Below are 22350 nucleotides of genomic sequence, written 5' to 3'. Positions count from 1 at the left end.
AATGTCGATAAACGTCAAATATGGAGAAACCCCATGAACCTCGCCAAATTCCCCCGGGTCCGTCTGGCCCATCTGGCCACCCCGCTTGAACTGATGCCGCGCCTGACCGAGCATCTGGGCGGGCCGGAAATCTGGATCAAGCGTGACGATTGCACCGGGCTTTCCACCGGCGGCAACAAGACCCGCAAGCTGGAATTCCTGATGGCCGAGGCACAGGCGCAAGGCGCGGATATGGTGATGACCCAAGGCGCGACGCAATCGAACCACGCGCGTCAGACTGCTGCCGCCGCCGCCAAGCTGGGCATGGATTGCCATATCCTGCTGGAGGATCGCACCGGCTATAACCACGAGAATTACAAATACAGCGGCAACGTTTTGCTGGATCACCTGCATGGCGCGACGATGGAGCATCGCGGTCCCGATCTGGACATGAACGCGGAAATGGAAGCGGTGGCCGACAAGTTCCGCGCCGAGGGTCGTAATGTCTATACCATCCCCGGGGGCGGGTCGAACGCGACCGGCGCGTTGGGCTATGTCAACTGTGCCTTCGAGATGATGAACCAGTTCGTGACCATGGGTCTGAACGTCGATCACATCGTGCATGCCACCGGGTCTGCTGGCACGCAGGCGGGTCTGATCACCGGCCTCAAGGCGATGAATGCTGGCATTCCGCTTCTGGGGATCGGGGTACGTGCGCCGAAACCCAAACAGGAAGAGAATGTCTATAACCTGGCCGTGAAAACCGCCGAGAAGCTGGGCTGCCCCGGCGTGGTCGCGCGCGAGGATGTGATGGCCAATACCGATTATGTCGGGCCCGGCTACGGCATGCCCGGCGACGACACGCTTGAGGCGATTGATATCTTCGCCCGGACCGAGGCGATCCTGCTGGATCCGGTCTATTCGGCCAAGGGGGGTGCCGGCCTTATTGACCTGATCCGCAAGGGTCATTTCAAGAAGGGCGAGCGGATCGTGTTCCTGCACACCGGTGGCGCGATCGGCCTGACCGGGTATACGCATTGCTTCGACGTCCCGAAATGAAGCCAGTCGGCATCCTGGGCGGGATGGGGCCAGAGGCCACCATCCTGCTGATGCAGAAGGTGCTGAAGGCGGTCCCGGCGCGTGACGATTCAGAACACGTGCCGTTGATCGTGCATCAGAACCCGCAGGTGCCCTCGCGCATTGCCGCGCTGATCGACGGTGGTGGAACCGATCCGGGTCCGGTCCTGGCTGGTATGGCGCGTGACCTGAACGCGGCTGGCGCGCAAGCACTGGCGATGCCGTGCAACACGGCCCATCACTATGCGCCCGCTGTCAAAGGGGCTACCGGGCTGCCGTTTCTCAATATGATCGACCTGACGGCAACGGCGCTTGTCGCGTCAGGCGCCCGGCGAATTGGCATGCTGGCGTCACCCGCAACGCGCCTGGTCGGCGTGTTCGACGAGAGCTTTGCAGAACACGGGCTGCAACCGGTCTGGACGCAGGACGAAGATGCCATGCTGGCGATGATCCGGGCGGTCAAGGCCGGGAAAGGGCAGGATGACACCGGTCCTGAAATGGCGGCGCAGGCGCAGCATCTGTTGGAATGTGGAGCAGATCATCTGCTGATCGCGTGTACGGAACTGTCTTTACTGACGGCATATCTTCCGAAGAGCGCTCCTTGGTTTGACAGCCTTGATTGCCTGACAACGGCGATTGTAGATTTCGCGAAGACGGCTGTTCCCTAGCGGCGTTCGCTACCGCTCACCCATTTGAGTATTGCATTCAGGTCATGCAGGCCCCGGGGTTCCACCCCAGACCCCGGAGTATTTCTGCCAAGGTGAAGCCTGATCCGGATCCGCACCGTTGCAAAGCCATGCTGCCGGAATTTGCAGGGTGACACATCGGCCACGGGCGGCCCGAGGAGGAGGCCGGAGGCGGACGACGAGAGACCCAGCGTGCGCGACAGCGCAATCAATCTGATAACAGTGCGTCAGGGTGGATCAGCGGCAAGTCCGTTCAGCGCGTTCACCGTAAGCCCTGTAAGCCTTCCAGAACTGTTCGTCGCTGTAGCGTTCGGATTGACGGATGTCCTGGGCCTGTTGCGGATTGTTGTAGAACAGAACCGCACGGCGCTGTTCGCTGCCGGTGAGGGTTTGATTGGCAACGGCTTGAATGCAACCGCAAAGCCTGTGCGACCGTGCGGTGCGATCGGATGCGATGCAGGCATCACCAAGCGGGCCGGAGGCAAAGGGCATCGGGGCCTGATGGGTCGTGCGCCGGGGTTTGGAACTGTTGCTACTGCCGCAGCCCGCCAGTAGCGTCGCCACCAATCCGAGGATCAGATAGTTTTTCATTGCCCGTGTTCCGCCCGCATTTTTGCGCTTTTTGCTGCCTGTCAGGATCAATGCCGCATCTTTACCGGATTTTCAATTCCCAAGATTGGAATGTTGCATCACGAAAAACGCCCGCCGCCTCCGTGAAATGGGCGCGGCGGGCGTGGGGTGTGATGCCGGAGGCCTGGTTTCAGACGGCTTCCCGCAGGATCAGCTCATCCACGGTGCGATCTGCCAGATGGGCAGGAATGGCGCGTTCAGCGCGCGCTTTGGACAAGATGCGTGCCATTGTCTGGCGCAGCGTCTCAAGTTTTTCAGCCACCCAGGGGTCGCGGTCTTCGATCTTCAGGATTTCTGCCGCGACGTTGATGATCCCGCCGCCATTGGCAACGTAGTCGGGCAGATAGAGGATCTCGCGTGCGGCGATCGCATCCGCATCCGAGGCAGAGGACAGTTGGTTATTGGCCGCGCCGCAGATAAGCTTTGCCCGCAATTCGGGGATGGATTGCGCGTTCAGAATGCCGCCAATGGCGCAGGGCGCGAAAATATCGGCCTCGACCCGGTGAATATCGCCTGGTTCTGCCAGTGAAGCACCGAATTCCTTGACCGTTCCGGCGACGCGCGCGGCATCCATATCGGCCACGATCAGACTGGCGCCCGCCCCGTGCAGCATTCGGCACAGGTGCCAGCCCACATGGCCCAGCCCCTGGACGGCCACGCGTTTACCGGCCAGATCGGCACTGCCGAAGCGGTGTTCGGCACCGACCTTCATCGCGTTGAACACGCCCTCGGCGGTGACCGGCGAGGGATCGCCGCTGGCGTGGCTGCCGCTGTCCAGACCGGCCACAAATCTGGTTTCATGAGCCAGTTCCGCCATATCCTCGGGGCTCATGCCCATATCCTCGGCGGTCCAGTAGCGCCCTTCAAGCGCCTCGACGGCGCGACCCATGGCGCGCAGCAACCGGGGCGTCTTGTCGCTGTGCGGATTGCCGATGATCACCGCCTTGCCGCCCCCCAGGGGCAGGCCCGCGGCGGCGTTCTTGTAGGTCATGCCGCGCGACAGGTTCAACACGTCTTCCAGCGCCGCCTGGGCGCTTGCGTATTCCCGCATCCTGAGGCCGCCCGCTGCCGGGCCAAGCCGGGTCGAGTGCAGGGCGATGAACCCCTCCAACCCGGATTCAGCGTCAGAGACCTGATAGACGGCTTCATGGGTTGTGGATGCGATTTTGTTGAGCATGGCAAAGTTCCTCCTATGCGCAGGAATAAAGGGTGCATCGCGCGAAAAAACAGCGTATTTTTATAAAGCTGGGGCTAGTGGCGCGGTTTTTCACTAATAATGACGGGAATTTTAGGGAAATGGACCAAATTGACCGGCAGATAATAGCCGCTCTGCAACGTGACGGTCGCCAGAAGATGGCAGACCTGTCCGAGGGTGTGGGGTTGTCGCCGACCCCCTGTGCCCGACGGATTGCCCGGCTGGAGGCTGAGGGCATCATCACGGGCTATTCCGCGCGGGTCGATCAGGAACGGTTGGGCCTGCCGCTGAACGTGTTCATCTTTGTCGAGCTTGACACGCAATCGCGCGATGCCATCACATCGTTCGAGACAGCGCTTTTGCGGTTTGATGAAGTGATGGAGTGCTATCTGATGACCGGGACGCGGGATGTCTTGATCCGGGTCGTGGCTGCGGATCTGTCGGCATTTGACAGCTTCCTGGAAGACGGGTTGATGCAGATCGGCGGCATCCGTTCGATGCGGTCAAGCTTTGCGCTGCGCACGATGATCCGGCGAAACTCCTTACCCGCCCAGTGATGTTTGACGCTGCCGTTCCGTTGCGGCGGGATTGCTGCTATCGCTATGGGCGCGAACGGACCAAAGGGCAGCATGCAGACCGAGAGTTATGATGTCGTTGTGATCGGGGCGGGACCCGCGGGGGGTGCCGCGGCCTATACGGCGGCGCGGGCCGGACTTTGCGCGGCCCTGATCGATCACAAGACATTTCCCCGCAACAAGCTTTGTGGCGGGCTGATCACGGGCCGGTCACTGCGGTATTTCCGTGAGGTTTTTGGCGAAGAACTGTCGGTTCAGCCGCTGGAGCGGAAAGACGCGATCGAGTTTCGGTTTCAGGGGCGTCCGCTTGGGGTGATTGACGATGCGCCGCCGCTTTACCTGTCGATGCGGTGGGATCTTGATCACCATCTTTGCAGGAAAGCGCTGAAGGCGGGTGCGAAGGACATGACGGGGCAGAGTGTAGATGCGATCGACACCACGGCCCGGCAAGTCGTGATGAAAGATGGGCGGCGGATCGGGTATGGTGTGCTGGTCGGGGCCGACGGTGTCAACAGCGCCGTGGCACGCCGACTTTTTGGTCGGAGCTTTGATCGCGCCCGGATCGGATTTGGGTTGGAGATCGAGGCCACGGGGACGCATGTGCAGCCCGCTGCCCCCATTGGTGTGGATATTGCTGCGGCCCGGTGGGGCTATGGCTGGTGTTTTCCAAAAGGGTGCAGCACCACCATCGGCGTGGGCGGGTTACTGTCTGAAAACGGCGATATGAAAGCGGCGATGGCGCGCTATCTTTCGTCGCTCGGGATCGAGGGTGACCTGCGGGCCTACAAGGGCCAGTTCCTGCCTTTTGGCGATTTTCGGAAACGGCCGGGACGCGACGCCGTCGTTTTGGTTGGTGATGCGGCAGGGCTGGTTGATCCGATCACCGGCGAAGGCATCGCCTATGCGATCAAAAGCGGGCAGCTGGCCGCGCAGGCCGCGATGACCGCGCTTGGCGCAGATCGCCCGGACACGACTTCTGACACCTACCGGCGATTGCTGAAGCCCATTCACCGGTCCCTCAGGACAGCGAATGTCCTGCGGAATTTGATTTTCCGGCCCGGTCTTCAAGGAGCGTTTGAACAAGCGTTCCGCCATTCGGATACTGTCAGGCGGCAATATATGGATTTGCTGGCGGGAGAGGTTGAATATGGCAGAATCCTGATGGCCTGCCTGTGCCGCAGCCCGCGGATTATTCGTCTGGCGGTTCAGTCAAAAGGAGTGCGCTGACGCGCACGCTTGATCTCTCGTCGTCCGCGTCCCGCGTCCTCCTCGGGCCGCGCGTGGTAAGCGTTGGGAAAAATGATGCAGAACGCGGGCGGGCAGGGCAAGAATGGCCCATTTCGCAGGTGCGCTGGTTCAGGGTTTAGCCAGCTTGATCATCAGCTCGCGCGTCAGTTGATCGGCCATGATGATGATTAGGCGCTCGATCGCGTCCTGCTGAGCGCCGGCGAACAGGCCGTCCGAGACCGAATAACCCGCAAAGGTATCGACATTGCCCGAGGCCAGAAGCTTTTTGGTCTTTTTATCGGTCAATTGGTAGGACACAGCACCGACGACGCGACGGCGGTCGGTATCACTTTCGACACCTTCGCCCACGACGGAGACCTTGTGTTTCAGAATCTTGTCGGCATCCGTGGGGCGACCAAGACGTTCTTCCATCGCGCGTACGAAAAGATAGCTGTTCTGGTTCCTGGGTTCGGCGATTTCGATCTGCGACAGGACCTGGGCAGTGTCGCTGCCCGGGGCGTAGACCGGCGTGAAACCACAGGCGGCAACGACCAGTGTCACCAACAACGCTGCAAGGCGCAAAAAAGTCCGGTTCATGGGCATCGTCTTTCGCCTGTTCATCGCTCTGTGGTATCTTGTCTCACCAGTCATAGTGGAAGACGCCTGTCGGGTGAACGCCAGAAATCCATCCCCGCAGAATTCGTTCATTGATTTGTTGTTTCGCGCCCTTTTTTGCCGAGTAAGTGCCGCAATAAGCGCAGATGATGCTCAAAGATCAAAGAAACGGCGCTTCTTTTCAATACCGGTTGATCTTCGTTTCAAGCCCTTGTAGCGGGTGGAGTCGAAAAACCGTACCTCAAGACTGTCATGGCCGCATCCAAATTTCGCGCAAGTGTTCTGCTACTTGCTTACAATCAGGAAAATTTCATCCGCGAGGCGGTGGAATGTGCTTTCGCGCAGGATGCCGAAGGCCTTGAGATCATCATGTCGGATGATTGTTCGAAGGATTCGACCTTTGAAATCATGTGCGAAATGGCCGAAGCCTATGATGGGCCTCACACGATCAAGCTGAACAAGAATCGCAAGAATCTTGGAGTTAACAATCATATCAACTACTTGGTCGAAACTGCGGGCTCGGATATCTGTGTGCCGTTTCCCGCGGATGACACGTCAATGCCGAACCGGGTGTCGCGTCTGCTTGAGGTGATGGAACGCGATGATGCGATGCTGGTGCATTCGGATGCCTCGACCATTGATGGAGAGGGCAACCCGGCCAAAGGCTGGCACAAGCTGGCGCTTTTCTACAGGACCACGGACCCGGTTGAAGCCGCCCTGTCAGATTCGCTGTTTTTGGGCGCGACATCTGCCTATCGGCGCGAGCTTTGGCAAAAATACGGACCCTTGCCGAGCTATAGCAAGGCGTTCGAGGATCTGATCACCGGATTTCGGGCCGCGCTTGAGGGGCGCATCAGCTATATTGATGAGAAACTTGTCTGTTACCGGCAGGATGTGGGCATCTCGAATGTCAACAGTTCCAGCACGCGCTACAAGTTGGCAACGATGGCCGAATCGCGGGAACGCCGTCAGAAGCTGTTCGGACCGCGTGCGGCGCTGTTTAATCAGCGGCTGAAAGATGCCCGGACCTATGGGTTGCCCGAAGATCATGAGATCATCAGAGCGCTGGAATCCCAGGTGCGGAAAGTTCATTTGCGCGGGGATTTCTATGCGATGCCCTGGTGGCGGTATTTCATGAAATATGGCCGACCGGCGCTTCGGATTACCCTGTCCGAACTGAACTATATCGTTAAACGCAAGTAACGCCCGTGCAGGCGCAACCGCGCGTTACCGGCGGTTGGTTTTTAACGTCGCCGGATGATCCTGAGCCCTTCGGCGCCCGCGGCGGCGAGCGCTGCAAACGGGTGCGCCAGATTGCGGGTCAGCATCTGGCCCATCCCGTCATAGCAGGCGCGCCGCATTTCGGCCTTTTGCCGGGCGCGGTGCAGTTTTTTAATGATCGCATGATCCTTGGGCAGGCCGAATGTCGCCGCATCTTCAAGGCGTTGGCTGAAGGTGGCGATCATCATGTCGAGGATTTTCTTGCGCCGCGTGGCAGCGGTATCGGTCTGGTTTCGGTCGCGGTTCAGTTGATGCGACAGGCCGATACCTTCGCGGTATTTCAGCAATGGCTTTTCAATGAAGGCCACGCGGTTTTCCAGGGCGGCGCGGAACCCCAGAATGTGATCATCATAGACATTGGGGTAATTCAGCGGCCCGTATTTGCCGAAGAGCGTGCGGTGCCAGGCCCCCGCGGCACCGAGATAGAGCGCCATAGACGTCGCCGTCTCAAGGGCGTCGGTCGTGCGGTAGAAATCCGCCTTGCGATAGTTTGAGCGGGTTTCGTTGCCGTTTTCGTCAATCGCAACGGCATCAGAATGCACCAGCAAGGGTTTACCGGTTTCAAACCGCCGGGAGATTTCCGTGACCCGCGAGGGTGCGGAGATATCATCGCCATAGGCCGGGATGATCACATCGCCGGTCGTCATGTCGATGATCTGATTGATATGGGCCACCAGCCCCAAATTCCGCTCGTTCCGGCGGATATGCAGGCGGTGCGGTCCTTTGTAGCCACGGGTTGCTGCCTGGATCGCTGCGAATGTGCCATCGGAGGAGCAGTCATCCGAAATCACGATCTCGATCGGGAAACAGTCCTGCGCCAGTACGGCACGCACGGCATCGGCAACAAAGGCTTCCTGATTGTAGCTCAGCACGATGAGGCTGTAGCGCAGCCCCGTGTCGGAAGGGGCGCTGGTGTCAGGTGGCGTTGAGGTATCGGGGAGATCTGCGGCCATGACCCTTCCAGTAGCGAAAAACATCTCTTATGTCAGGGAAATCTAATCCGTGCGGTGAAGATTGAGAAGCCCGCCAGAGGTCAGTTTTTCCCCGTGGGCTGGGGGGATTTATTCATGTGAACCTCCTGCACCTTGTCGGGGTCGTGGCCGAGGAAGGATGCCAGACCTTTCCATTTGTCAGGGTCTTCCAGTCGGCTGAAATAGAGACGGGCGGGGTCGCGTTCGTGAAAGAACTGGCGGGTTTCGCGGTTCCGGACGCGGTAGGTGTCGATATAGTGGTCTTTGTGGCCCTCAAGCCCAAGGCCGTTTTCATCGACCAGGGCGGGATCGCCGGTTTTTTCACACAGATCGAGATATTCTTTTTCGCGGCGATAAATCTTGGCGTGCACGGCGGTGACACCCAGCGATCGCCCGCCCGAATGCGAGAGCATTGAGGCAAACCAGGCATCCGCATCGCGTTCAAACAGGATGAACCGTGAGCGTGGGAACCGGTGATAGAGGAAGCGATAGAATTCCGGCGCGAACCAGGGGCCGTCCTCGAACCCCTGATGGGCGCGGAAATCATCGCTTTCGACAATTTCATCGAACTGGCCTTCGACCCATTTGCGACCCCAGCTGTTGCGGCGTGATACGGCCCAGTCTGCAACGGGATAGCCCAGCCCTTTCAGAAACTGCCCGACGCTGGTCGTGCCGGTGCGCTGGAAAGAGATGCAGAACAGCTTTTCAACCTGAACCGGGTCGGGGGTTTCGGTCTTTTTGTCCGATCGGAAGAGCTGGGGAATCTTCATGTGGTAAATCTTGTCTTGCGCGGTTTCGGGGCGTCGCCGCGTTGGTATCGCCTAATGCCGCATCTTTCTATCGAAAATCAGCGCCCGCCAAGATGATCGTCAGGGCAATGTGGGATTCTGCGCACCGTATCGCCCGTCAAGTTCCTGTTTCAACGAAGACCAGGTTTGCAGCCGGTCCTGTTCGTCCTGCGGCAGATCCTTATAGGCCGGTTTTTCCCAGGGTTCACGCATGTCCAACGCGGCCTCCAACGCGGCGAAACTTTCATGCTGACCGAAAGGCGCGGCGGTGTCCGGGCGGGATTTTTGATAGCCGAACTGAGCCATGAGCGGGCCGCACAGGGCCTCGATATAGGCTATCTGATCGTCATCAAGCTTGGTTGAGAACTTGTTGAAATTATCTTTCATGATGTCGCGTGAGACGTTTTGCCAAAGTGCGGAGCGCGTGGCATCCTGCTTGATGCTGTCATCGTGTTTGGCGTGCTCAAGCATGCTTTCGGAGAATTCAAGATCAAGGGCTTCGCAGACGCGGCGCAGCGTTTCTTCGGGCTTGCTGACCAGCGCTTCATAGGTCAGTTGCACGACGTTCCGCCCTTCGGCTCTTACCTTTAGTGCACCTTCCACATCCGATTTCCAGCGCCGGGCCGAGCGTAGAACGCCGCCCCGCAAGGTTGGCGCCGTGACCCAGGATGCTGCCATGTCGCGGGGATCGCGGACCATAAAAACGTATTTCGGATTGTCCGATACCTCCTCCATAAAGGGCAGGAAAGCATGGGCAGAATTTTCCTTGAGAAACAGTCGCGGGCGATTGCGCAGCGCGCCTTCCTTGTTGAGCAGGGCTGCGATCATCTGGGCGGTTGTGTCGCAACCGTCAAACAGCGCCATCTGTTCGGCCTGCGGCAAGGCATCAACCTTCCAGATGCCAAGCTTGGCGGCGAACATGCGCAGCAGGTCCTGGCGGAGGTCCTTGGTGTGATCAAGCTGCGAGAAGATGCGAAACAGATGCGCCGGGCTGGGTGCAAAAAAATCCGGATGGGCACCGAAAAAGCGCGCGATCAGATTGCTGCCAGAGCGTTCGGAACACATCAAAAACACCGGATCCACGAGTCGCTTGTAGTGCATGTCAAAACCCCCTAGCCTGCGCGGTGTATTAGCCGATTACGCACATCCCCCACAACCTGATTGAAGAGCGATACGCTGGCACGAAACCCCGACATAACACCGGCCGTTGACGCAAAGTCCGTGGCCATCATGCAGCCCTATTTTCTGCCCTATATCGGATACTGGCAGATGATGCAGGCTGTGGATGAGTTTGTGATCTATGACGATGTGCAGTTCACGCGCGGATGGATCAACCGCAACCGGATGCTTTGGAACGGTGACGCCGACATGTTCACGCTTCCGCTTCGGAAGGGTAGTAACCGGGCAAACATAGACGAGCGTTACCTGACCGACGCCTGGGAAAATGCCAACCGCAGTCTGACGGAAAGGTTTAGCCACGCCTATTCCCGGGCACCACATTTTTCGCGTGTCATGGCGCTGGTTGATGACATATTTGGATCAGGTCACACCAACCTGGCTGATTTTCTGTGCTTTTCACTGGAGAAGACGCGTGATTACCTGGGCATTGAGACGCGGCTTTCGCGCTCCAGCCAGATTGAGCATCAAGAGGGGCTGCGCGCTGCGCAGCGCATTCAGGCGATCGCGCGTGCGCGCGGTGCCGACATTTATGTGAACGCGCCAGGTGGGCGTGAGCTTTATGACATAGATGACTTCAAGTCGCGGGGGATCGAGCTGAAATTCATTCAGACCGGGGACATCACCTATCCGCAGTTCGAAAACACGTTCGTGCCGTCGCTGTCGATACTGGACGTCATGATGTTCAACGACCCCGAAGAGATCCGCGACCTGCTGGGGCGCTACACGCTGGACTGACGAGCACGCGCTTGCGCCTTCAGATGGGGGCTGATAGCCAGAATTTAATGTATGGCGCGTGCCGTTTCATCAATTTCAGAGGATCAGCTTGTGATTAAATTCGTCGAAAACAAGACCCCCGCGATGGACCGTGTCGCGACCCTGCTGGAAGCATGCGCACAGGAAAACACCTGGGCCAATCGCGGGCCGCTTTATCACACGATGGCGGATGTTTTTGGCGACCATCTTCAGGTACCATCGGGGGCTACGGTGACGCCTTGCGCCAATGGCGGCGTGGCCCTTGAGGCGATGGCGCGGCTGCATGAGCAGGATGCTGGTAGACCGCTACGGTGGGTTTCCTCAAGCTTTACCTTTCAGAACATGGGGCGGGGCTATTTCGCCGATGTGACCTTTGTCGATTGCGACGCAAGCGGTATGCTGGACATCGCGGCGCTGCGTGCCCTTGACCCTGAAAGCTACGATGGGTTCGTCGTGGTCAATACATTGGGCATGGTGCAGGATTTTTCGGCCTATATCAGTTTTGCGCGAGAAAGCGGCAAGGCGATGTTGTTTGACAATGCCGCTGGCGTGCGCGCTGGCATTCCCGACTGGCCCTGGCAGAGCTTCAGCCTGCATCAGACGAAACCCTATGGTGTGGGTGAGGGTGGACTGGCGATCACGCCCGCCGACCGGGCCGAAGAATTCTACACGCTGTTGAATTATGACGCGCCGCCTGAACCTGCCGGTCTTTGGATGAATAACGGCAAGATTTCCGACATTGCCTGTGCGTTTCATATCAGCCGTCTTGAATTGGTGGATGACTGGACGCCGCAATATTATGAACAAGAGGCACGCATCGCCGGGATTGCACAGGAAATGGGGCTGCGCCCGCTGCTACCCGTCTGTGGGCCCACGCCCAAGACAAGCTGTGCCTTTCTGTGTGATACACCGATCCCGCTGGAACGGTTAAGGCAAACTCAGAACATAAATTTTGCGAAATATTACAAACCCTTGGCGCAGTTATCCATGACGCAAGAGGTCTATGCCCATATCCTTAATATCCCCACCCATCCCGATATGGCGCAGGCGACCCGTGATCAGATTATCGCGGATCTGAAAGTGTTGATGACGGGCGTTAGCGGCTGAGATAGCCGTTGAACGCCCGGGTGATGTCATCCGGAATGTCGGGCCGTGACACCTTGGCCGGTGCCAGTGCGTTTGCCCCGTCAAGCGACGTGCCCCGCGCTGCATAGAGGGCGCGAAGCTTCTCAAAACTTCCTTCCGGGTCGCCGCAAAGCTCGGCGTAATCCAGCGACAGCCATCTGTCTTGTGGCAGGTCGTTGAGTTGCTGGCGCAGGTCATTGCGGATGGTTTCGATCTGTCCCATGACCTGTTGTGGTGCGGGCAGGGATGTCAGGTCATGCCGGTTCGGCGTCTTGAAAGAATACCAGGTGTTTTGATCGCCGTGCATGCGTTCACGGGCGCGCAGAAGTGACCAGGCCGAGGCATGGGGATCGCGATCGAGATGCAGGAAAAGTGCGCCCGGCACGCCCTTTGCAAAGGGGCCCAACTGGTGATTGACGATCATGCCCTTTGTGGCGACCGGCTTTTCCCGCACGCTGGCGAAGTCATGCAGTTTCTGCGTGAACTCGGTGAACTGGCTGTCGGTCGCGCTTGACAGATCAATCCCGATATCGTCGTCGCCGGGGAAAATCGCGCGCCAGAAATACCAGAATTCATTCGGGGACAGCAGGCCCTGTGTCTTGCCCAGTTCCGAGCGTTGTTCCGGGTCATGAAAGCTGAGATCGGCGAATTCACCGCGGAAGTCGAACTCGGGGTTTGTGAACATTTCCTGACAGATTGCGCCGATATAAGGCGCTTTCCAGAAGCGTGAAATCAGGTTGGACGGGTAGGAAAAAGCACCCGTTGCCGCAAGCCACTGCATGCAATAGGTGGTGCCACTGCGCGGGGTTCCCAGAATGAAAAGCGGCGGCAGGGGGACGGCGGCCGTTTCGGTCATCCGCGTTTCGGCGATCGACGCGTTCAGTGTCTTCAGCAGTGCCTCAAGCTTGAGGTTCCTTTGAAAGGTCGACGTCCTGTCCGAGGTCATCAAAGCGATCTCCCGCGTTGCGAAGGGCTGTGTCGTGCCGAAAACCGGTTCGGTATCCGGCAGGGTGGCGCGTTACAGAATGCCAAATTTCTGACCAAGTTGAGAGAGGGGGATTTGCACGTTGTCCAGTGCCTCGTCAATTTCGATGCGGCGCATGCGTTCGGCGCCGCAGGCAAGCCGCAAGGCATGAGGAATGTGAGAGTTTGTGCTGGCCAGGTTCCAAAGTTCATCAAACGGTCTGGGCGCGTTTTTCGCCACATATTTCTGAACCATCTGGGTCTTTTTAAGCCGTTCCTCAAACGGTTTTCGAAACCACATGTTATTTTCATGCACGCGGTACCTAGTCGCTTCAATCGGAATCAGGCCGATCCATCCCGTGCGGGCAATCAGCGCGAATTTGGCATAGTCACCGAACCCGTTCTCATTGAAATCGGGTGGCAGCTTGGGCAGGGCCGAGCGCCGGTGCATCACCGCCGATGACAGCAGATAATTACCGGGGGCGAGGTCTTCGAAGAAAGTGCATTCATCGCGACGGTTGGGCGGTGGAAATTTCTCGATTGTTTCGCCGGTCTTGCTGTCAAAGAATTCCGAATAGGTCTGGCTGATCATGCAGCGGGGATGCGCGTCCATGAAATCGACCTGGGTTTGTAGCTTGTCCGGGTTAGTCCAGAGGTCGTCGCCATCCAGATAGGCGATATATTTGGCCTTGTAATGCGGCCAGACCAGGCTTGCGATCCGCTTTCCCTGCTGAAACTGGTTCTCTTTCTGAAAAATACATTTGAATTTATTGCGATGCCGGGCGGCGTATTCCTTGATGATATCTTGCGTACCATCGGTCGATGCGTCGTCGTGCACAAGTATCTCGAAACGATGCGTCGTCCGCTGCATCAGGATGCTATCAAGCGTCTTCGCAATGAATTCAGCATGATTAAAAGTGGGAACAACCACCTGTACTTTCAGCATTTCAGCTCTCGTTTATGACTTCTTCAACAATTCAGCGATCGACTGCGATACTGCCTAAACGCTGCCAGGCGAATTGGGAACACCCCCGATGGCAATATATTTAGGCATTTCTGTCCTGGTTCCACCCGCAAGGTTGCATTTGCGTGCCAATCAGTTTGATCAGGCCAGCGGCAGTTCAACAGAAAAAGTCGCGCCGCGCCGGGCGGTATGTTCCAGCCTGATCTGGCCCTTGTGGGCCGCAATGATCCGGTGGCAATAGGCCAGGCCGACACCGGTGCCTTTGCCCGCGTCCTTGGTCGTGAATAGTGGATCAAAGATGCGGGTTTTGATGTCGTCGCTGATGCCTGGTCCGTTATCAGTCACCCGGATCGTGAGGGAGCGATCATTCCAGCTCCGCTCGATGGTGATCTGGTCACCGATACCGGCGTCGCGCATTGCCTGAATGGCGTTGCTGAGCAGGTTGATGATCACCTGGGTCAGTTGCACTTCATCCGCGATGACCAGTGGTTCGTTGGTATATGGGGCCGTGTGCATCTTGATCTTGGCAGCCTCGGTATCGTTTGAGGCCGCCTCGAGTGCGTTTTCGATCAGTTTTGACAACTCGGTTGGTCGGAGGTCCAACGGTTCCTGTCGGGCAAGTGACAGGAATGACCGGATGATACGGACGCATCGGTGCGCGGCCTGGCTCAGCTTGCCGACGCGCCGCTTGAGGCCATCATCGGCAATCTCTTCGTGCAGGATTTCAGCGTTGCCGACGATAATCGAAAGCGGGTTGTTGAGCTCATGCGCGACGGCCGCCAGCAATTCGCCCAAAGCCGACAGTTTTTCGGACTGGAACAGCTGTTCTTTCTGCCTATCCATTTCAGCCTTGATGGCCAGTTCCTGCGTGAGATCCTCGACCGTGGCCACGATCACGTCTTCGCCGCGGTAATCGATCAGCCGGGCCGAGATTTCAGCAGGAAATTCGGTCTGGTCTGCGCGCCGAAAGGTGACGCGCATGTTGTCCACAATGGCATCGGGCAGCAACAGGGTGATGAAATCAGCACGTTCTTCGCGATGGGTGAAATGTGAGAAACTGCTTTTGGCACTACCCAGAAGGTCCGTTGCCGCCGGTGAGCGATAGATGATCCGCCCATCGGTCACCCGCGACATGATCAGGCTGCGCGGGCACGCTTCAAGCACCTTGCGTAATAGGATTTCGGCGTCGCGCACGGCATCTGCGTCGTCAGCGGGGGGCGGGTTTTCAGTATGCGTCAGGACAAAACCACCATCGGATGTCTGGCCCAACCGCAAGGTAGCAGTGCGTCCTTGGACGCCGGGCATCTGAACGGCGTCAGACCGGGTGCCAGCGGTGGCCAATTCAGCCTCCAGCGCGTCAAGCCGCTGACTGACGGGCAGAGGCATGGTGCCGCGATTGACGGCTTCGCGCAGGAAGATCGACCAGGGAATACCGGGCTTCAGCACATCCGATAAGTTGGGGTGCTTCTGATGAAAGCTGCTATTTGCCAGGCGTAACGTGGCCTCGGCGTCGAATATCGCGATGCCTTCGCTCATATACTCACAAATTTCAGCGAGCGACATATCAACGGGGTTCTGAGTCTCTGGCACTGATTGCATGGTTGCGTCAGCCCTTGCGCTCTTGGTCGGATGCTTCCTGAACCAGCATATATTGGCGGGCAGATTGACCACTGACGTCTTCGGAGACCGCAGAGGCCTGGAATTTACCTTCAAATCTCTGAGTGAATGTCTCGCTCGCGGCAACAGTCATCGGCTGAGCAACCGAGCGATAATGCAGCGCCTCGGAAACGGTTGAGCCGAAGACGTCATAGATGTAGTTTTGCGCGCCTACCACAGAACCAATGACCGACCCCGCGGCGAGACCGATCCGGGCGTGCCACTGGATCGGGTGCGTGGCATTGCGACGTTCAAGATAGCGCAGGAACCGCAGCGCTGAATTGGCGACAGCCAGGGCGTGATCATCGTTCGGGTCCGGTACACCTGATACCGCAACATAGCTGTCGCCGTTGGTGCGGATACGTTGGCAGCCGAACTGCGCGCCAATCCGGTCGAAGGCACTGTAGATGTCGTTCAATTCGCTGACCACGACACCCGGTTCATTGCGCGCCAGAAGCGTGTCGAACCCAACGAAATCCAGTGACAGCACGGACACCGGATCAAAAACACGCGGCGAGACGACGCCGAATGTTTTGTATTCCTCGTAAGCGGCGCGGGGCATCATGTTCAGCAGCAGCTTTTCGACCTGCTCTTTCTCGCGCTTAATCTCGTGCGTGTTGCGTTCGACCATCATTGAATAGGAATCGATCATCGATTCCAGTTCCTTGATGCGGGTGATGTTCTGACAGACCAGCACAGCGATGTTTTCATTGACATCGGTCGTTCGGTTGAACTCCATCGCCACGGTCATTTTGCGACGACGCAGTTTGAACGAGGTCTCTGTGGTCAGTTGCCCACCCTCCTTCATCGCCGTGCTTAGTTGGTCCAGGTCGAGCGAGGGGAAAAAGTCGGTCAGCTTCGAGGCGCTTTCATTATCGCCAAACCATTCGTTGAATGTGTCATTGCGATAGTCGACCGTGAGTTTGTCGAGTGAGATCAGGGCGACCCCGACGCCAATCGCGCGCAGCAGTTGTTCGTTGATGGCTTCAATTGACATCGGGGTTCTCGGTCAGCAGAGGGCGCCGTTTTTCAAACCCGTCCAGGATGGTTGTGATATCATCCTGGGTCAGATCAAAGTCGGATAGGGTTTCTGCTACCATCACTTTGAGGCGGTCAAAGTGGTGGTCTTCGATGGTCATGCCGCGATGTGCGCGCGCGATATGGTCATCTGTGAAAGAGGCCGGGCCACCCATCAATGACGAAACGAATTTGGTTTGGTGGTCGATCAGCTTTGGCATGTCGACATCATCGAAAAACGGCCCGACATCGTCATCATCCAGAAGTCTGTCATAGAGCGACAGAACGATTTTGCTTACGGCTGAAAAGCCGCCATATTTATCAAAAAGTGATTTTTCCATGTGTCCCTCGGTATGCAAAAGCTACTCGAAACAGTTGTTTGGGTCTATGCAGCCTCTGCATCGCGATTGTTGCAAGGCCGCTGCATCTGGTCAACTTTGCTGCGAAAACCACCGGCTGTTGGTTTGGCCGGATGGGTTAGCGACGCGGTGACGATCCGCAAGATTAATTGGATGTGGCGGCCCTGACTGGCTGATCATGAAATATCCTGATGCGATTTTGAGCGTGTTATCTGGCAAACGTGTATGGTTTGGATGTTTCATGTCTTTTTCCGAAACCGCCGGATCAGGTATCAATTGTTTCAATCCGGCGCCTTGGCGTTTGGGGTTGGGTTTTTATCATTTGACTGTTGGAAGCAGTGCCAAAAACAGGGGGGCCGTGTTTTGGCGCGCGTTCACCGACTGCTGCGTGCTTGACCGCGTTTCAGAAGTAATCAAAATCGTCGGGGCATCATGGGCGTGCACCGCATTCTATTCAGGGGAATTCTATGGCTGATTTGGTGATCCTCAACGGTAAGCTGATTACTTTCAATGGTTCGGATGCCGAGGCGCTGGCAATTAAGGATGGGGTGATCACTGCGGTCGGGACAACCGCTGAAATTCGCGAAATTGCAGGCAACGCAAGGGTCATCGACGCACAGGGCGCAACAGTCTTGCCCGGCTTTATTGACAGTCATGTACATCTTTTTCAGGGATCTGCCGAACTGGATTACCTTGATCTTTACGGGGTTTCGGGGGTTGAGGGCATCGCAGATGCCGTGCGTGCCTATGCGGCGGCGCATCCGGATGACAAGCTGCTGTTTGGTTGCGCGATCGACTATCAGGCATTGGGCGACCGTTCGATCACGCGGCATGATCTGGACGCGGCCTGCCCGGACCGAGCCTTTGCCGCAATGACGTCAGATCATCATTCAGTCTATGCCAATACCAAGGCGCTTGAGATGGCGGACCTTCTTTATGGTAAAGAAGTCGACGAAGGCTCGGAAGTGGTGATGGGCACGGATGGCACCGCAACCGGTGAGTTGCTAGAAGCGGCTGCATTTGGACCGGTAATGGCTTGCACCAAGCTGGGGGGACGCGAATTACTGGGCATGGTGACGGGAGCGAACCCGGTGCCGACACCTTCGGCCCAGGAACGCGCCATCGACAAATCGGTGATCGCAAAAGGGCTTGAGCATTGTGCCTCGCACGGGATCACCAGCCTGCACAATATGGATGGAAACTTCTATCAGCTTGAACTGCTGTCGGAACTGGAGGCCGATGGCAGGCTATTGTGCCGAACCGAGGTTCCCATGCACCTCAAGCACACTGATAGCGTTGACCGCCTGACAGAAGCGGCAGAGATGCGCCGGGCTTATTCAGGCGACAACGTCTGGTGTGGGCGGGTCAAGATGTTCATGGATGGAGTCATTGACAGCAAAACCGCCTACATGTTGCAGCCCTATCCGGGCACCGATAGTTGCAGTGCGCCGCTTTTTTCAGATGCCCATTTCAAGGAAGCCAGCATACGCGCGGACGCGATGGGGTTGCAGATCGCGGTACATGCCATTGGCGATGCCGCGGTGCGCCAAACCCTGGATGGGTTTGAGGCAGCGCGCAATGCCAATGGTGTCCGCGACAGCCGTCACCGTATCGAGCATATCGAAACCATTCACCCCGACGACATAGATCGGATTGCATCGCTTGGGGCGGTTGCGTCGATCCAGCCGCTTCATTCGCCGCGCGGTGGATATTTTACACCCTATGAGGCGGATGATGTGATTCATGCCTGGCAGATCGAACATACCTTTGCTTGGCAGACCATCCGGCAGACCGGTGCACCGGTTATCTTTTCGACAGATTGGCCGGTGGTGCCCGTGGATGTGATGTTGACGGTTCAGGGCGCTGTTGCCGGGGTGGAACTGCCTGATATCTGGCCCGATCAGCGTCAGGGACTTCAGGAAACGCTGAAATCCTACACCTGCGACAATGCCTGGGTTGAGTTCAACGAAAACCGCAAGGGCAAATTGGCGGCCGGAATGATGGCGGATATCGTGGTTATGGACAACGATCTTGAAAGCGTTCCAGCAACCGAGCTTGCGAAAACCCGCGCAGCGGTAACGATTTGCGGCGGGCGGATCACCTATCAGGCTTGAAGATGCGCCATCAGGCGCATCTGTGTGACTGAGGGGCCTTGTTCAGTGGGACCGTTTGTCAGCCTTTCTTGCGAGAGAACAACCGCATGATCGCGACATAAAAGACTGGCGTGAAGAACAGCCCGAGAATTGTGACACCCAGCATCCCGAAGAACACTGCTGTGCCCAATGCCTGACGCATCTCGGCGCCAGGCCCCGTTGCGATCATCAGAGGAACCACGCCGAGGATGAAGGCAAAGGCGGTCATGAGAATGGGGCGCAGGCGCAACCGGCTGGCCTCGATCGCGGCCTCGACGATGCCCATGCCACGGTCTTCGCGCGCCTGTTTGGCAAACTCAACGATCAGGATCGCGTTTTTCGCCGCCAGACCGACCAGAACGATCAACCCCACTTGGGTCAGGATGTTGTTGTCCATGCCCCGGAAGGTGACGCCGGACAGCGCCGCCAGGATCGACAGGGGCACAATCAGTATAATCGCGAAGGGCAAGGTCAGGCTTTCGTAAAGCGCGGCCAGGAACAGGAAGGCCAGCAGCACCGACAGGCCAAAGATATAGGCGGCGGTATTGCCTTGGGAACGTTCTTGCAAGGCAAGTTCGGTCCATTCATAGTCTATGCCAGGTGGCAGGACGGCATCCGCCAGTTGTTCCATCGCGATCAGTGCCTCGCCAGTGGAAATGCCTGCGGCTGCCGAGCCCTGAACCGGCACCGATACAAGCTGATTGTAGCGTTGCACAAGTACCGGGCCAGCGGTGTCACGGATCGCGACAAGCGTGCCAAGCGGAATAAGCGCGCCGGTTGCGGAGCGAACTTTGAGATTGGCGATATCTGCGTTTTCAAGCCGGAAACGTTCATCCGCTTGTGCCCGGACCTGAAACAGGCGGCCAAAAGCGTTAAAATCGTTCACATAGGCCGAGCCGAGATTGATCGCCAGCGTCTCGAATATCGCGCCGATTGGCACATTCAGGATCTGGGCGCGCACCCGGTCGATATCCAGAAACACCTGTGGGCTGCTGGCCGAGAATGTGGTGAAGACGCCGGTAACTTTGTCCGACTGTTGCGCTGCCCCCATGATCGCATAGGCCGCACCAAGGACACGGTTCATATCCGCGCTTTCCTTTTCCTGCAGTTGCAGCTTGAACCCGCCGCCAGTTCCGACGCCGCGCACCGATGGGGGCGCGATGGCGATGATGAACGCCTCGCGTATCACCTGCATCCGACCATAGAGCGATCCTACGATCGCATCCGCGTTCAGCCCGCTCTTGCCGCGATCCTCAAAACTCTCAAAAGTGGTGAAAATCACACCCTGGTTCGAGGCGTTGGTAAAGGTTGCACCGGAGAAACCAGCAAAGGCCACAGCATCTTTGACGCCGGGTGTTTCCAGCGCGATTTCGGTGGCACGTTTCATCACTTCGTCTGTCCGTTCCAGTGATGCGCCATCAGGAAGCTGCACCACGACGATGGCATATCCCTGATCGGTGTCGGGGATAAAGCCGGTGGGCACCGTCTGAATGGTCCAGACCGTGGTGCCAAGCAGGCCGAAATAGACGATCAGCGAAAGACCAAGTGTCGCCCAAGATCGCACGAGAAAGGCCACGAGCCGGGCATATCCAGCAGCCATGAGGTCAAAACCCTTGTTGAACCCGTGGCTAAGCGCATCAAAAATCCGTGTGATTGGATTGCCGGAGGGCTCGCCATTTTCAGGTTTGAGCAGCGCCGCCGCGAGTGCGGGTGACAGGCTGAGCGAAATCAGTGCCGAAATGATCGTCGCGACCGAGATCGTAACCGCGAACTGCATGTAGAATTGCCCGGTGATGCCCGGCACGAAGGCTGAGGGGATAAAGACCACGATCAGCACAAGCGTCATGCCGACAATGGCGCTGGAAACTTCATCCATCGTGCGCAGCGATGCTTCTCGCGGAGATTGGCCATCCTTGATATTTCGCTCGACATTTTCGACAACGACGATGGCGTCATCCACAACAATACCGATCGCCAGGATCAGCCCGAAGAGTGTCAGCAGGTTCAGGGTGAAACCAAGTGCCAGCATGACCGCGAATGTACCGATCAATGAAATTGGAATGGCAACCAGCGGAATGACAGCCATGCGCCAGCTTTGAAGGAAGACCAGGATCACGATGACCACCAGAACCACGGCTTCGAGGATGGTCGTGTACACGGCCTCGATCGACGCAGCGATGAAGGAGGTTGGGTTATAGACCACCTGATATTCAAGACCGGGTGGAAAATCCTCGGCCAGTTCATCCATCACCGCGATGATTTCGTCTGCGGTCGCCAGCGCGTTTGACCCGGGCCGCTGGAAAATACCCATTGCGACCGCTGGTTTATTGTTGAGATACGAATTGGTGCCATAGGATCTTGCGCCGATTTCAACCCGTGCGACGTCTCGCACGCGGACAATCCGACCGTCTTCGGTTGAATTGACGATGACCTGGCCAAATTCTTCCGGTGTTTGAAGCCGGCCGGCGGTTGTGACCGAAATCTGGAAGGCACTGCCAGTGCGGTTGGGCGGTGCCCCAAGAGAACCGCCTGACACCTGCACGTTCTGTTCTCGCAAGGCAGAGACAACATCGCCTGCGGTCAAGCTAAGCGAAGACAATCTGTCCGGATCGAGCCAGACCCGTGCAGAAAACTCGCGTTCTCCGAACAGCAACAGGTTGCCAACACCATCCAGCCGAACCAAACGATCGCGCACCCTGGCGCGGGCATAGTTGGACACATAAAGCTGGTCGAAAGTTTCGTCCGGCGACAACATATGCACGACCATCATCAGGTCGGGCGATGATTTGGTCGTCGTCACCCCAAGGTTTCGAACTTCTTGAGGCAAGCGCGGTTCAGCGGCGGCGACACGGTTTTGCACCAGGACCTGCGCCACATCCAGATCAGTGCCCAACTTGAACGTCACAGTCAGGCTCATGGAGCCATCGGCGGTGGCATAGGATGACAGGTACAGCATGCCTTCGACGCCGTTGACTTCCTGCTCCAGCGGGGTTGCCACCGTTGCGGCAATGGTTTCGGCGTCAGCGCCGGGATATGCGGCACTAACCACGATCGAAGGTGGGGCGATTTGGGGATATTGCTCGATCGGAAGTAAGGTGTAGGCGACCAACCCGATGATGGTCATGACAATCGACACGATCGCCGCGAAAATCGGGCGGTTGACGAAAAAGCGCCCCAT

General features: G+C 57.6%; 21 protein-coding genes. 9 read left to right on the top strand and 12 right to left on the bottom strand.

Features of this window, described 5'->3' with window-relative positions:
* Positions 1–33: 33 nt before the first annotated feature.
* Entirely contained in the window at positions 34–1038 is a 1005-nt protein-coding gene (locus tag Q1B27_RS15800; RefSeq protein ID WP_299848794.1) for a D-cysteine desulfhydrase, read from the top strand.
* Positions 1035–1724 carry an amino acid racemase gene (locus Q1B27_RS15795; RefSeq protein ID WP_299848793.1) on the top strand — a complete coding sequence of 230 codons (690 nt, stop codon included), beginning with the start codon at positions 1035–1037 and terminating at the stop codon, positions 1722–1724. The genes Q1B27_RS15800 and Q1B27_RS15795 overlap by 4 nt, the downstream gene beginning before the upstream one ends.
* 255 nt (positions 1725–1979) lie before the next feature.
* Here Q1B27_RS15795 and Q1B27_RS15790 read toward each other — a convergent pair whose 3' ends face one another.
* Both Q1B27_RS15790 and Q1B27_RS15785 read right to left on the bottom strand, forming a co-directional pair.
* On the bottom strand, positions 1980–2333 hold the full coding sequence (locus tag Q1B27_RS15790) for a hypothetical protein (RefSeq protein ID WP_299848792.1): 354 nt from the start codon (positions 2331–2333) through the stop codon (positions 1980–1982).
* Between the two features lie 169 nt (positions 2334–2502).
* Positions 2503–3549, bottom strand: coding sequence for a Glu/Leu/Phe/Val dehydrogenase dimerization domain-containing protein (locus Q1B27_RS15785; RefSeq protein ID WP_299848791.1), 1047 nt, complete (start codon positions 3547–3549; stop codon positions 2503–2505).
* Between the two features lie 119 nt (positions 3550–3668).
* Between Q1B27_RS15785 and Q1B27_RS15780 the strand changes: the two genes are divergently transcribed.
* Together Q1B27_RS15780 and Q1B27_RS15775 are read left to right on the top strand one after the other, a co-directional pair.
* A complete protein-coding gene (locus tag Q1B27_RS15780; protein ID WP_299848790.1) occupies positions 3669–4124 on the top strand; it encodes an Lrp/AsnC family transcriptional regulator in 456 nt (151 codons plus the stop codon).
* A 72-nt stretch (positions 4125–4196) separates the two neighbouring features.
* A complete protein-coding gene (locus Q1B27_RS15775) occupies positions 4197–5369 on the top strand; it encodes an NAD(P)/FAD-dependent oxidoreductase (protein WP_299848789.1) in 1173 nt (390 codons plus the stop codon).
* Between the two features lie 129 nt (positions 5370–5498).
* Here Q1B27_RS15775 and lptE read toward each other — a convergent pair whose 3' ends face one another.
* Positions 5499–5966 (bottom strand): LPS assembly lipoprotein LptE, encoded by a 468-nt coding sequence (gene lptE / locus Q1B27_RS15770; RefSeq protein ID WP_299848788.1) that lies wholly within the window; start codon positions 5964–5966, stop codon positions 5499–5501.
* Positions 5967–6236: 270 nt separating this feature from the next.
* Between lptE and Q1B27_RS15765 the strand changes: the two genes are divergently transcribed.
* Positions 6237–7187 (top strand): glycosyltransferase, encoded by a 951-nt coding sequence (locus tag Q1B27_RS15765; protein WP_299848787.1) that lies wholly within the window; start codon positions 6237–6239, stop codon positions 7185–7187.
* 41 nt (positions 7188–7228) lie between these two features.
* On the opposite strand, the gene Q1B27_RS15760 is transcribed toward Q1B27_RS15765, so the two are convergent.
* From Q1B27_RS15760 to Q1B27_RS15750, 3 genes are all read right to left on the bottom strand, one after another.
* Entirely contained in the window at positions 7229–8218 is a 990-nt protein-coding gene (locus Q1B27_RS15760) for a glycosyltransferase (RefSeq protein ID WP_299848786.1), read from the bottom strand.
* An 80-nt stretch (positions 8219–8298) separates the two neighbouring features.
* On the bottom strand, positions 8299–9006 hold the full coding sequence (locus Q1B27_RS15755) for a sulfotransferase (protein WP_299848785.1): 708 nt from the start codon (positions 9004–9006) through the stop codon (positions 8299–8301).
* A 99-nt stretch (positions 9007–9105) separates the two neighbouring features.
* Complete coding sequence (locus Q1B27_RS15750) at positions 9106–10125, bottom strand: sulfotransferase (RefSeq protein ID WP_299848784.1); 1020 nt, start codon at positions 10123–10125, stop codon at positions 9106–9108.
* 129 nt (positions 10126–10254) lie between these two features.
* Between Q1B27_RS15750 and Q1B27_RS15745 the strand changes: the two genes are divergently transcribed.
* Together Q1B27_RS15745 and Q1B27_RS15740 are read left to right on the top strand one after the other, a co-directional pair.
* Entirely contained in the window at positions 10255–10938 is a 684-nt protein-coding gene (locus Q1B27_RS15745) for a WbqC family protein (protein WP_299848783.1), read from the top strand.
* A gap of 90 nt (positions 10939–11028) precedes the next feature.
* Positions 11029–12063 (top strand): DegT/DnrJ/EryC1/StrS family aminotransferase, encoded by a 1035-nt coding sequence (locus Q1B27_RS15740; protein ID WP_299848782.1) that lies wholly within the window; start codon positions 11029–11031, stop codon positions 12061–12063.
* Here Q1B27_RS15740 and Q1B27_RS15735 read toward each other — a convergent pair.
* The 5 genes from Q1B27_RS15735 to Q1B27_RS15715 all read right to left on the bottom strand — a co-directional run bounded on the left by Q1B27_RS15735 (position 12053) and on the right by Q1B27_RS15715 (position 17022).
* Positions 12053–13027: a sulfotransferase gene (locus tag Q1B27_RS15735; protein ID WP_299848781.1), complete on the bottom strand. Its 975-nt coding sequence runs from the start codon at positions 13025–13027 to the stop codon at positions 12053–12055. The two genes, Q1B27_RS15740 and Q1B27_RS15735, sit on opposite strands and share 11 nt — an antisense overlap.
* Positions 13028–13099: 72 nt before the next feature.
* Complete coding sequence (locus Q1B27_RS15730; RefSeq protein ID WP_299848780.1) at positions 13100–13990, bottom strand: glycosyltransferase; 891 nt, start codon at positions 13988–13990, stop codon at positions 13100–13102.
* A 159-nt stretch (positions 13991–14149) separates the two neighbouring features.
* Positions 14150–15607 (bottom strand): PAS domain-containing sensor histidine kinase, encoded by a 1458-nt coding sequence (locus Q1B27_RS15725; protein WP_299848779.1) that lies wholly within the window; start codon positions 15605–15607, stop codon positions 14150–14152.
* A gap of 7 nt (positions 15608–15614) precedes the next feature.
* Positions 15615–16661: an adenylate/guanylate cyclase domain-containing protein gene (locus tag Q1B27_RS15720; RefSeq protein WP_299848778.1), complete on the bottom strand. Its 1047-nt coding sequence runs from the start codon at positions 16659–16661 to the stop codon at positions 15615–15617.
* Positions 16651–17022, bottom strand: a complete 372-nt coding sequence (locus Q1B27_RS15715) for a group 1 truncated hemoglobin (protein WP_299848777.1) — start codon at positions 17020–17022, stop codon at positions 16651–16653. The genes Q1B27_RS15720 and Q1B27_RS15715 overlap by 11 nt, the downstream gene beginning before the upstream one ends.
* Before the next feature lie 196 nt (positions 17023–17218).
* Here Q1B27_RS15715 and Q1B27_RS15710 point away from each other — a divergent pair, with 196 nt between their 5' ends.
* Both Q1B27_RS15710 and Q1B27_RS15705 read left to right on the top strand, forming a co-directional pair.
* Positions 17219–17515, top strand: a complete 297-nt coding sequence (locus tag Q1B27_RS15710) for a hypothetical protein (RefSeq protein ID WP_299848776.1) — start codon at positions 17219–17221, stop codon at positions 17513–17515.
* The gene (locus Q1B27_RS15705) at positions 17508–19154 is read left to right on the top strand and encodes an amidohydrolase (RefSeq protein ID WP_299848775.1); all 1647 of its coding nucleotides are present in this window, start codon (positions 17508–17510) and stop codon (positions 19152–19154) included. Before Q1B27_RS15710 ends, Q1B27_RS15705 begins: the two co-directional genes overlap by 8 nt.
* Positions 19155–19212: 58 nt before the next feature.
* Here the strand turns inward: Q1B27_RS15705 and Q1B27_RS15700 are convergent, their stop codons facing one another.
* Positions 19213–22350: an efflux RND transporter permease subunit gene (locus Q1B27_RS15700; RefSeq protein ID WP_299848774.1), complete on the bottom strand. Its 3138-nt coding sequence runs from the start codon at positions 22348–22350 to the stop codon at positions 19213–19215.

Origin of the sequence: uncultured Roseovarius sp. (genome assembly GCF_947489715.1) — a bacterium.
In the GTDB taxonomy this organism is placed as follows: Bacteria; Pseudomonadota; Alphaproteobacteria; order Rhodobacterales; family Rhodobacteraceae; genus Roseovarius.
This window is presented reverse-complemented; position numbering and strand designations above follow the sequence as displayed.

Coding starts and splice junctions, on each gene's coding strand:
- Q1B27_RS15715 (WP_299848777.1), bottom strand. CDS start 17,022: ATGGAAAAATCACTTTTTGATAAATATGGCGGCTTTTCAGCCGTAAGC.
- Q1B27_RS15755 (WP_299848785.1), bottom strand. CDS start 9,006: ATGAAGATTCCCCAGCTCTTCCGATCGGACAAAAAGACCGAAACCCCC.
- Q1B27_RS15760 (WP_299848786.1), bottom strand. CDS start 8,218: ATGGCCGCAGATCTCCCCGATACCTCAACGCCACCTGACACCAGCGCC.
- Q1B27_RS15705 (WP_299848775.1), top strand. CDS start 17,508: ATGGCTGATTTGGTGATCCTCAACGGTAAGCTGATTACTTTCAATGGT.
- Q1B27_RS15700 (WP_299848774.1), bottom strand. CDS start 22,350: ATGGGGCGCTTTTTCGTCAACCGCCCGATTTTCGCGGCGATCGTGTCG.
- Q1B27_RS15720 (WP_299848778.1), bottom strand. CDS start 16,661: ATGTCAATTGAAGCCATCAACGAACAACTGCTGCGCGCGATTGGCGTC.
- Q1B27_RS15795 (WP_299848793.1), top strand. CDS start 1,035: ATGAAGCCAGTCGGCATCCTGGGCGGGATGGGGCCAGAGGCCACCATC.
- lptE (WP_299848788.1), bottom strand. CDS start 5,966: ATGAACCGGACTTTTTTGCGCCTTGCAGCGTTGTTGGTGACACTGGTC.
- Q1B27_RS15745 (WP_299848783.1), top strand. CDS start 10,255: ATGCAGCCCTATTTTCTGCCCTATATCGGATACTGGCAGATGATGCAG.
- Q1B27_RS15710 (WP_299848776.1), top strand. CDS start 17,219: ATGAAATATCCTGATGCGATTTTGAGCGTGTTATCTGGCAAACGTGTA.
- Q1B27_RS15730 (WP_299848780.1), bottom strand. CDS start 13,990: ATGCTGAAAGTACAGGTGGTTGTTCCCACTTTTAATCATGCTGAATTC.
- Q1B27_RS15775 (WP_299848789.1), top strand. CDS start 4,197: ATGCAGACCGAGAGTTATGATGTCGTTGTGATCGGGGCGGGACCCGCG.
- Q1B27_RS15725 (WP_299848779.1), bottom strand. CDS start 15,607: ATGCAATCAGTGCCAGAGACTCAGAACCCCGTTGATATGTCGCTCGCT.
- Q1B27_RS15765 (WP_299848787.1), top strand. CDS start 6,237: ATGGCCGCATCCAAATTTCGCGCAAGTGTTCTGCTACTTGCTTACAAT.
- Q1B27_RS15800 (WP_299848794.1), top strand. CDS start 34: ATGAACCTCGCCAAATTCCCCCGGGTCCGTCTGGCCCATCTGGCCACC.
- Q1B27_RS15735 (WP_299848781.1), bottom strand. CDS start 13,027: ATGACCTCGGACAGGACGTCGACCTTTCAAAGGAACCTCAAGCTTGAG.
- Q1B27_RS15785 (WP_299848791.1), bottom strand. CDS start 3,549: ATGCTCAACAAAATCGCATCCACAACCCATGAAGCCGTCTATCAGGTC.
- Q1B27_RS15750 (WP_299848784.1), bottom strand. CDS start 10,125: ATGCACTACAAGCGACTCGTGGATCCGGTGTTTTTGATGTGTTCCGAA.
- Q1B27_RS15790 (WP_299848792.1), bottom strand. CDS start 2,333: ATGAAAAACTATCTGATCCTCGGATTGGTGGCGACGCTACTGGCGGGC.
- Q1B27_RS15780 (WP_299848790.1), top strand. CDS start 3,669: ATGGACCAAATTGACCGGCAGATAATAGCCGCTCTGCAACGTGACGGT.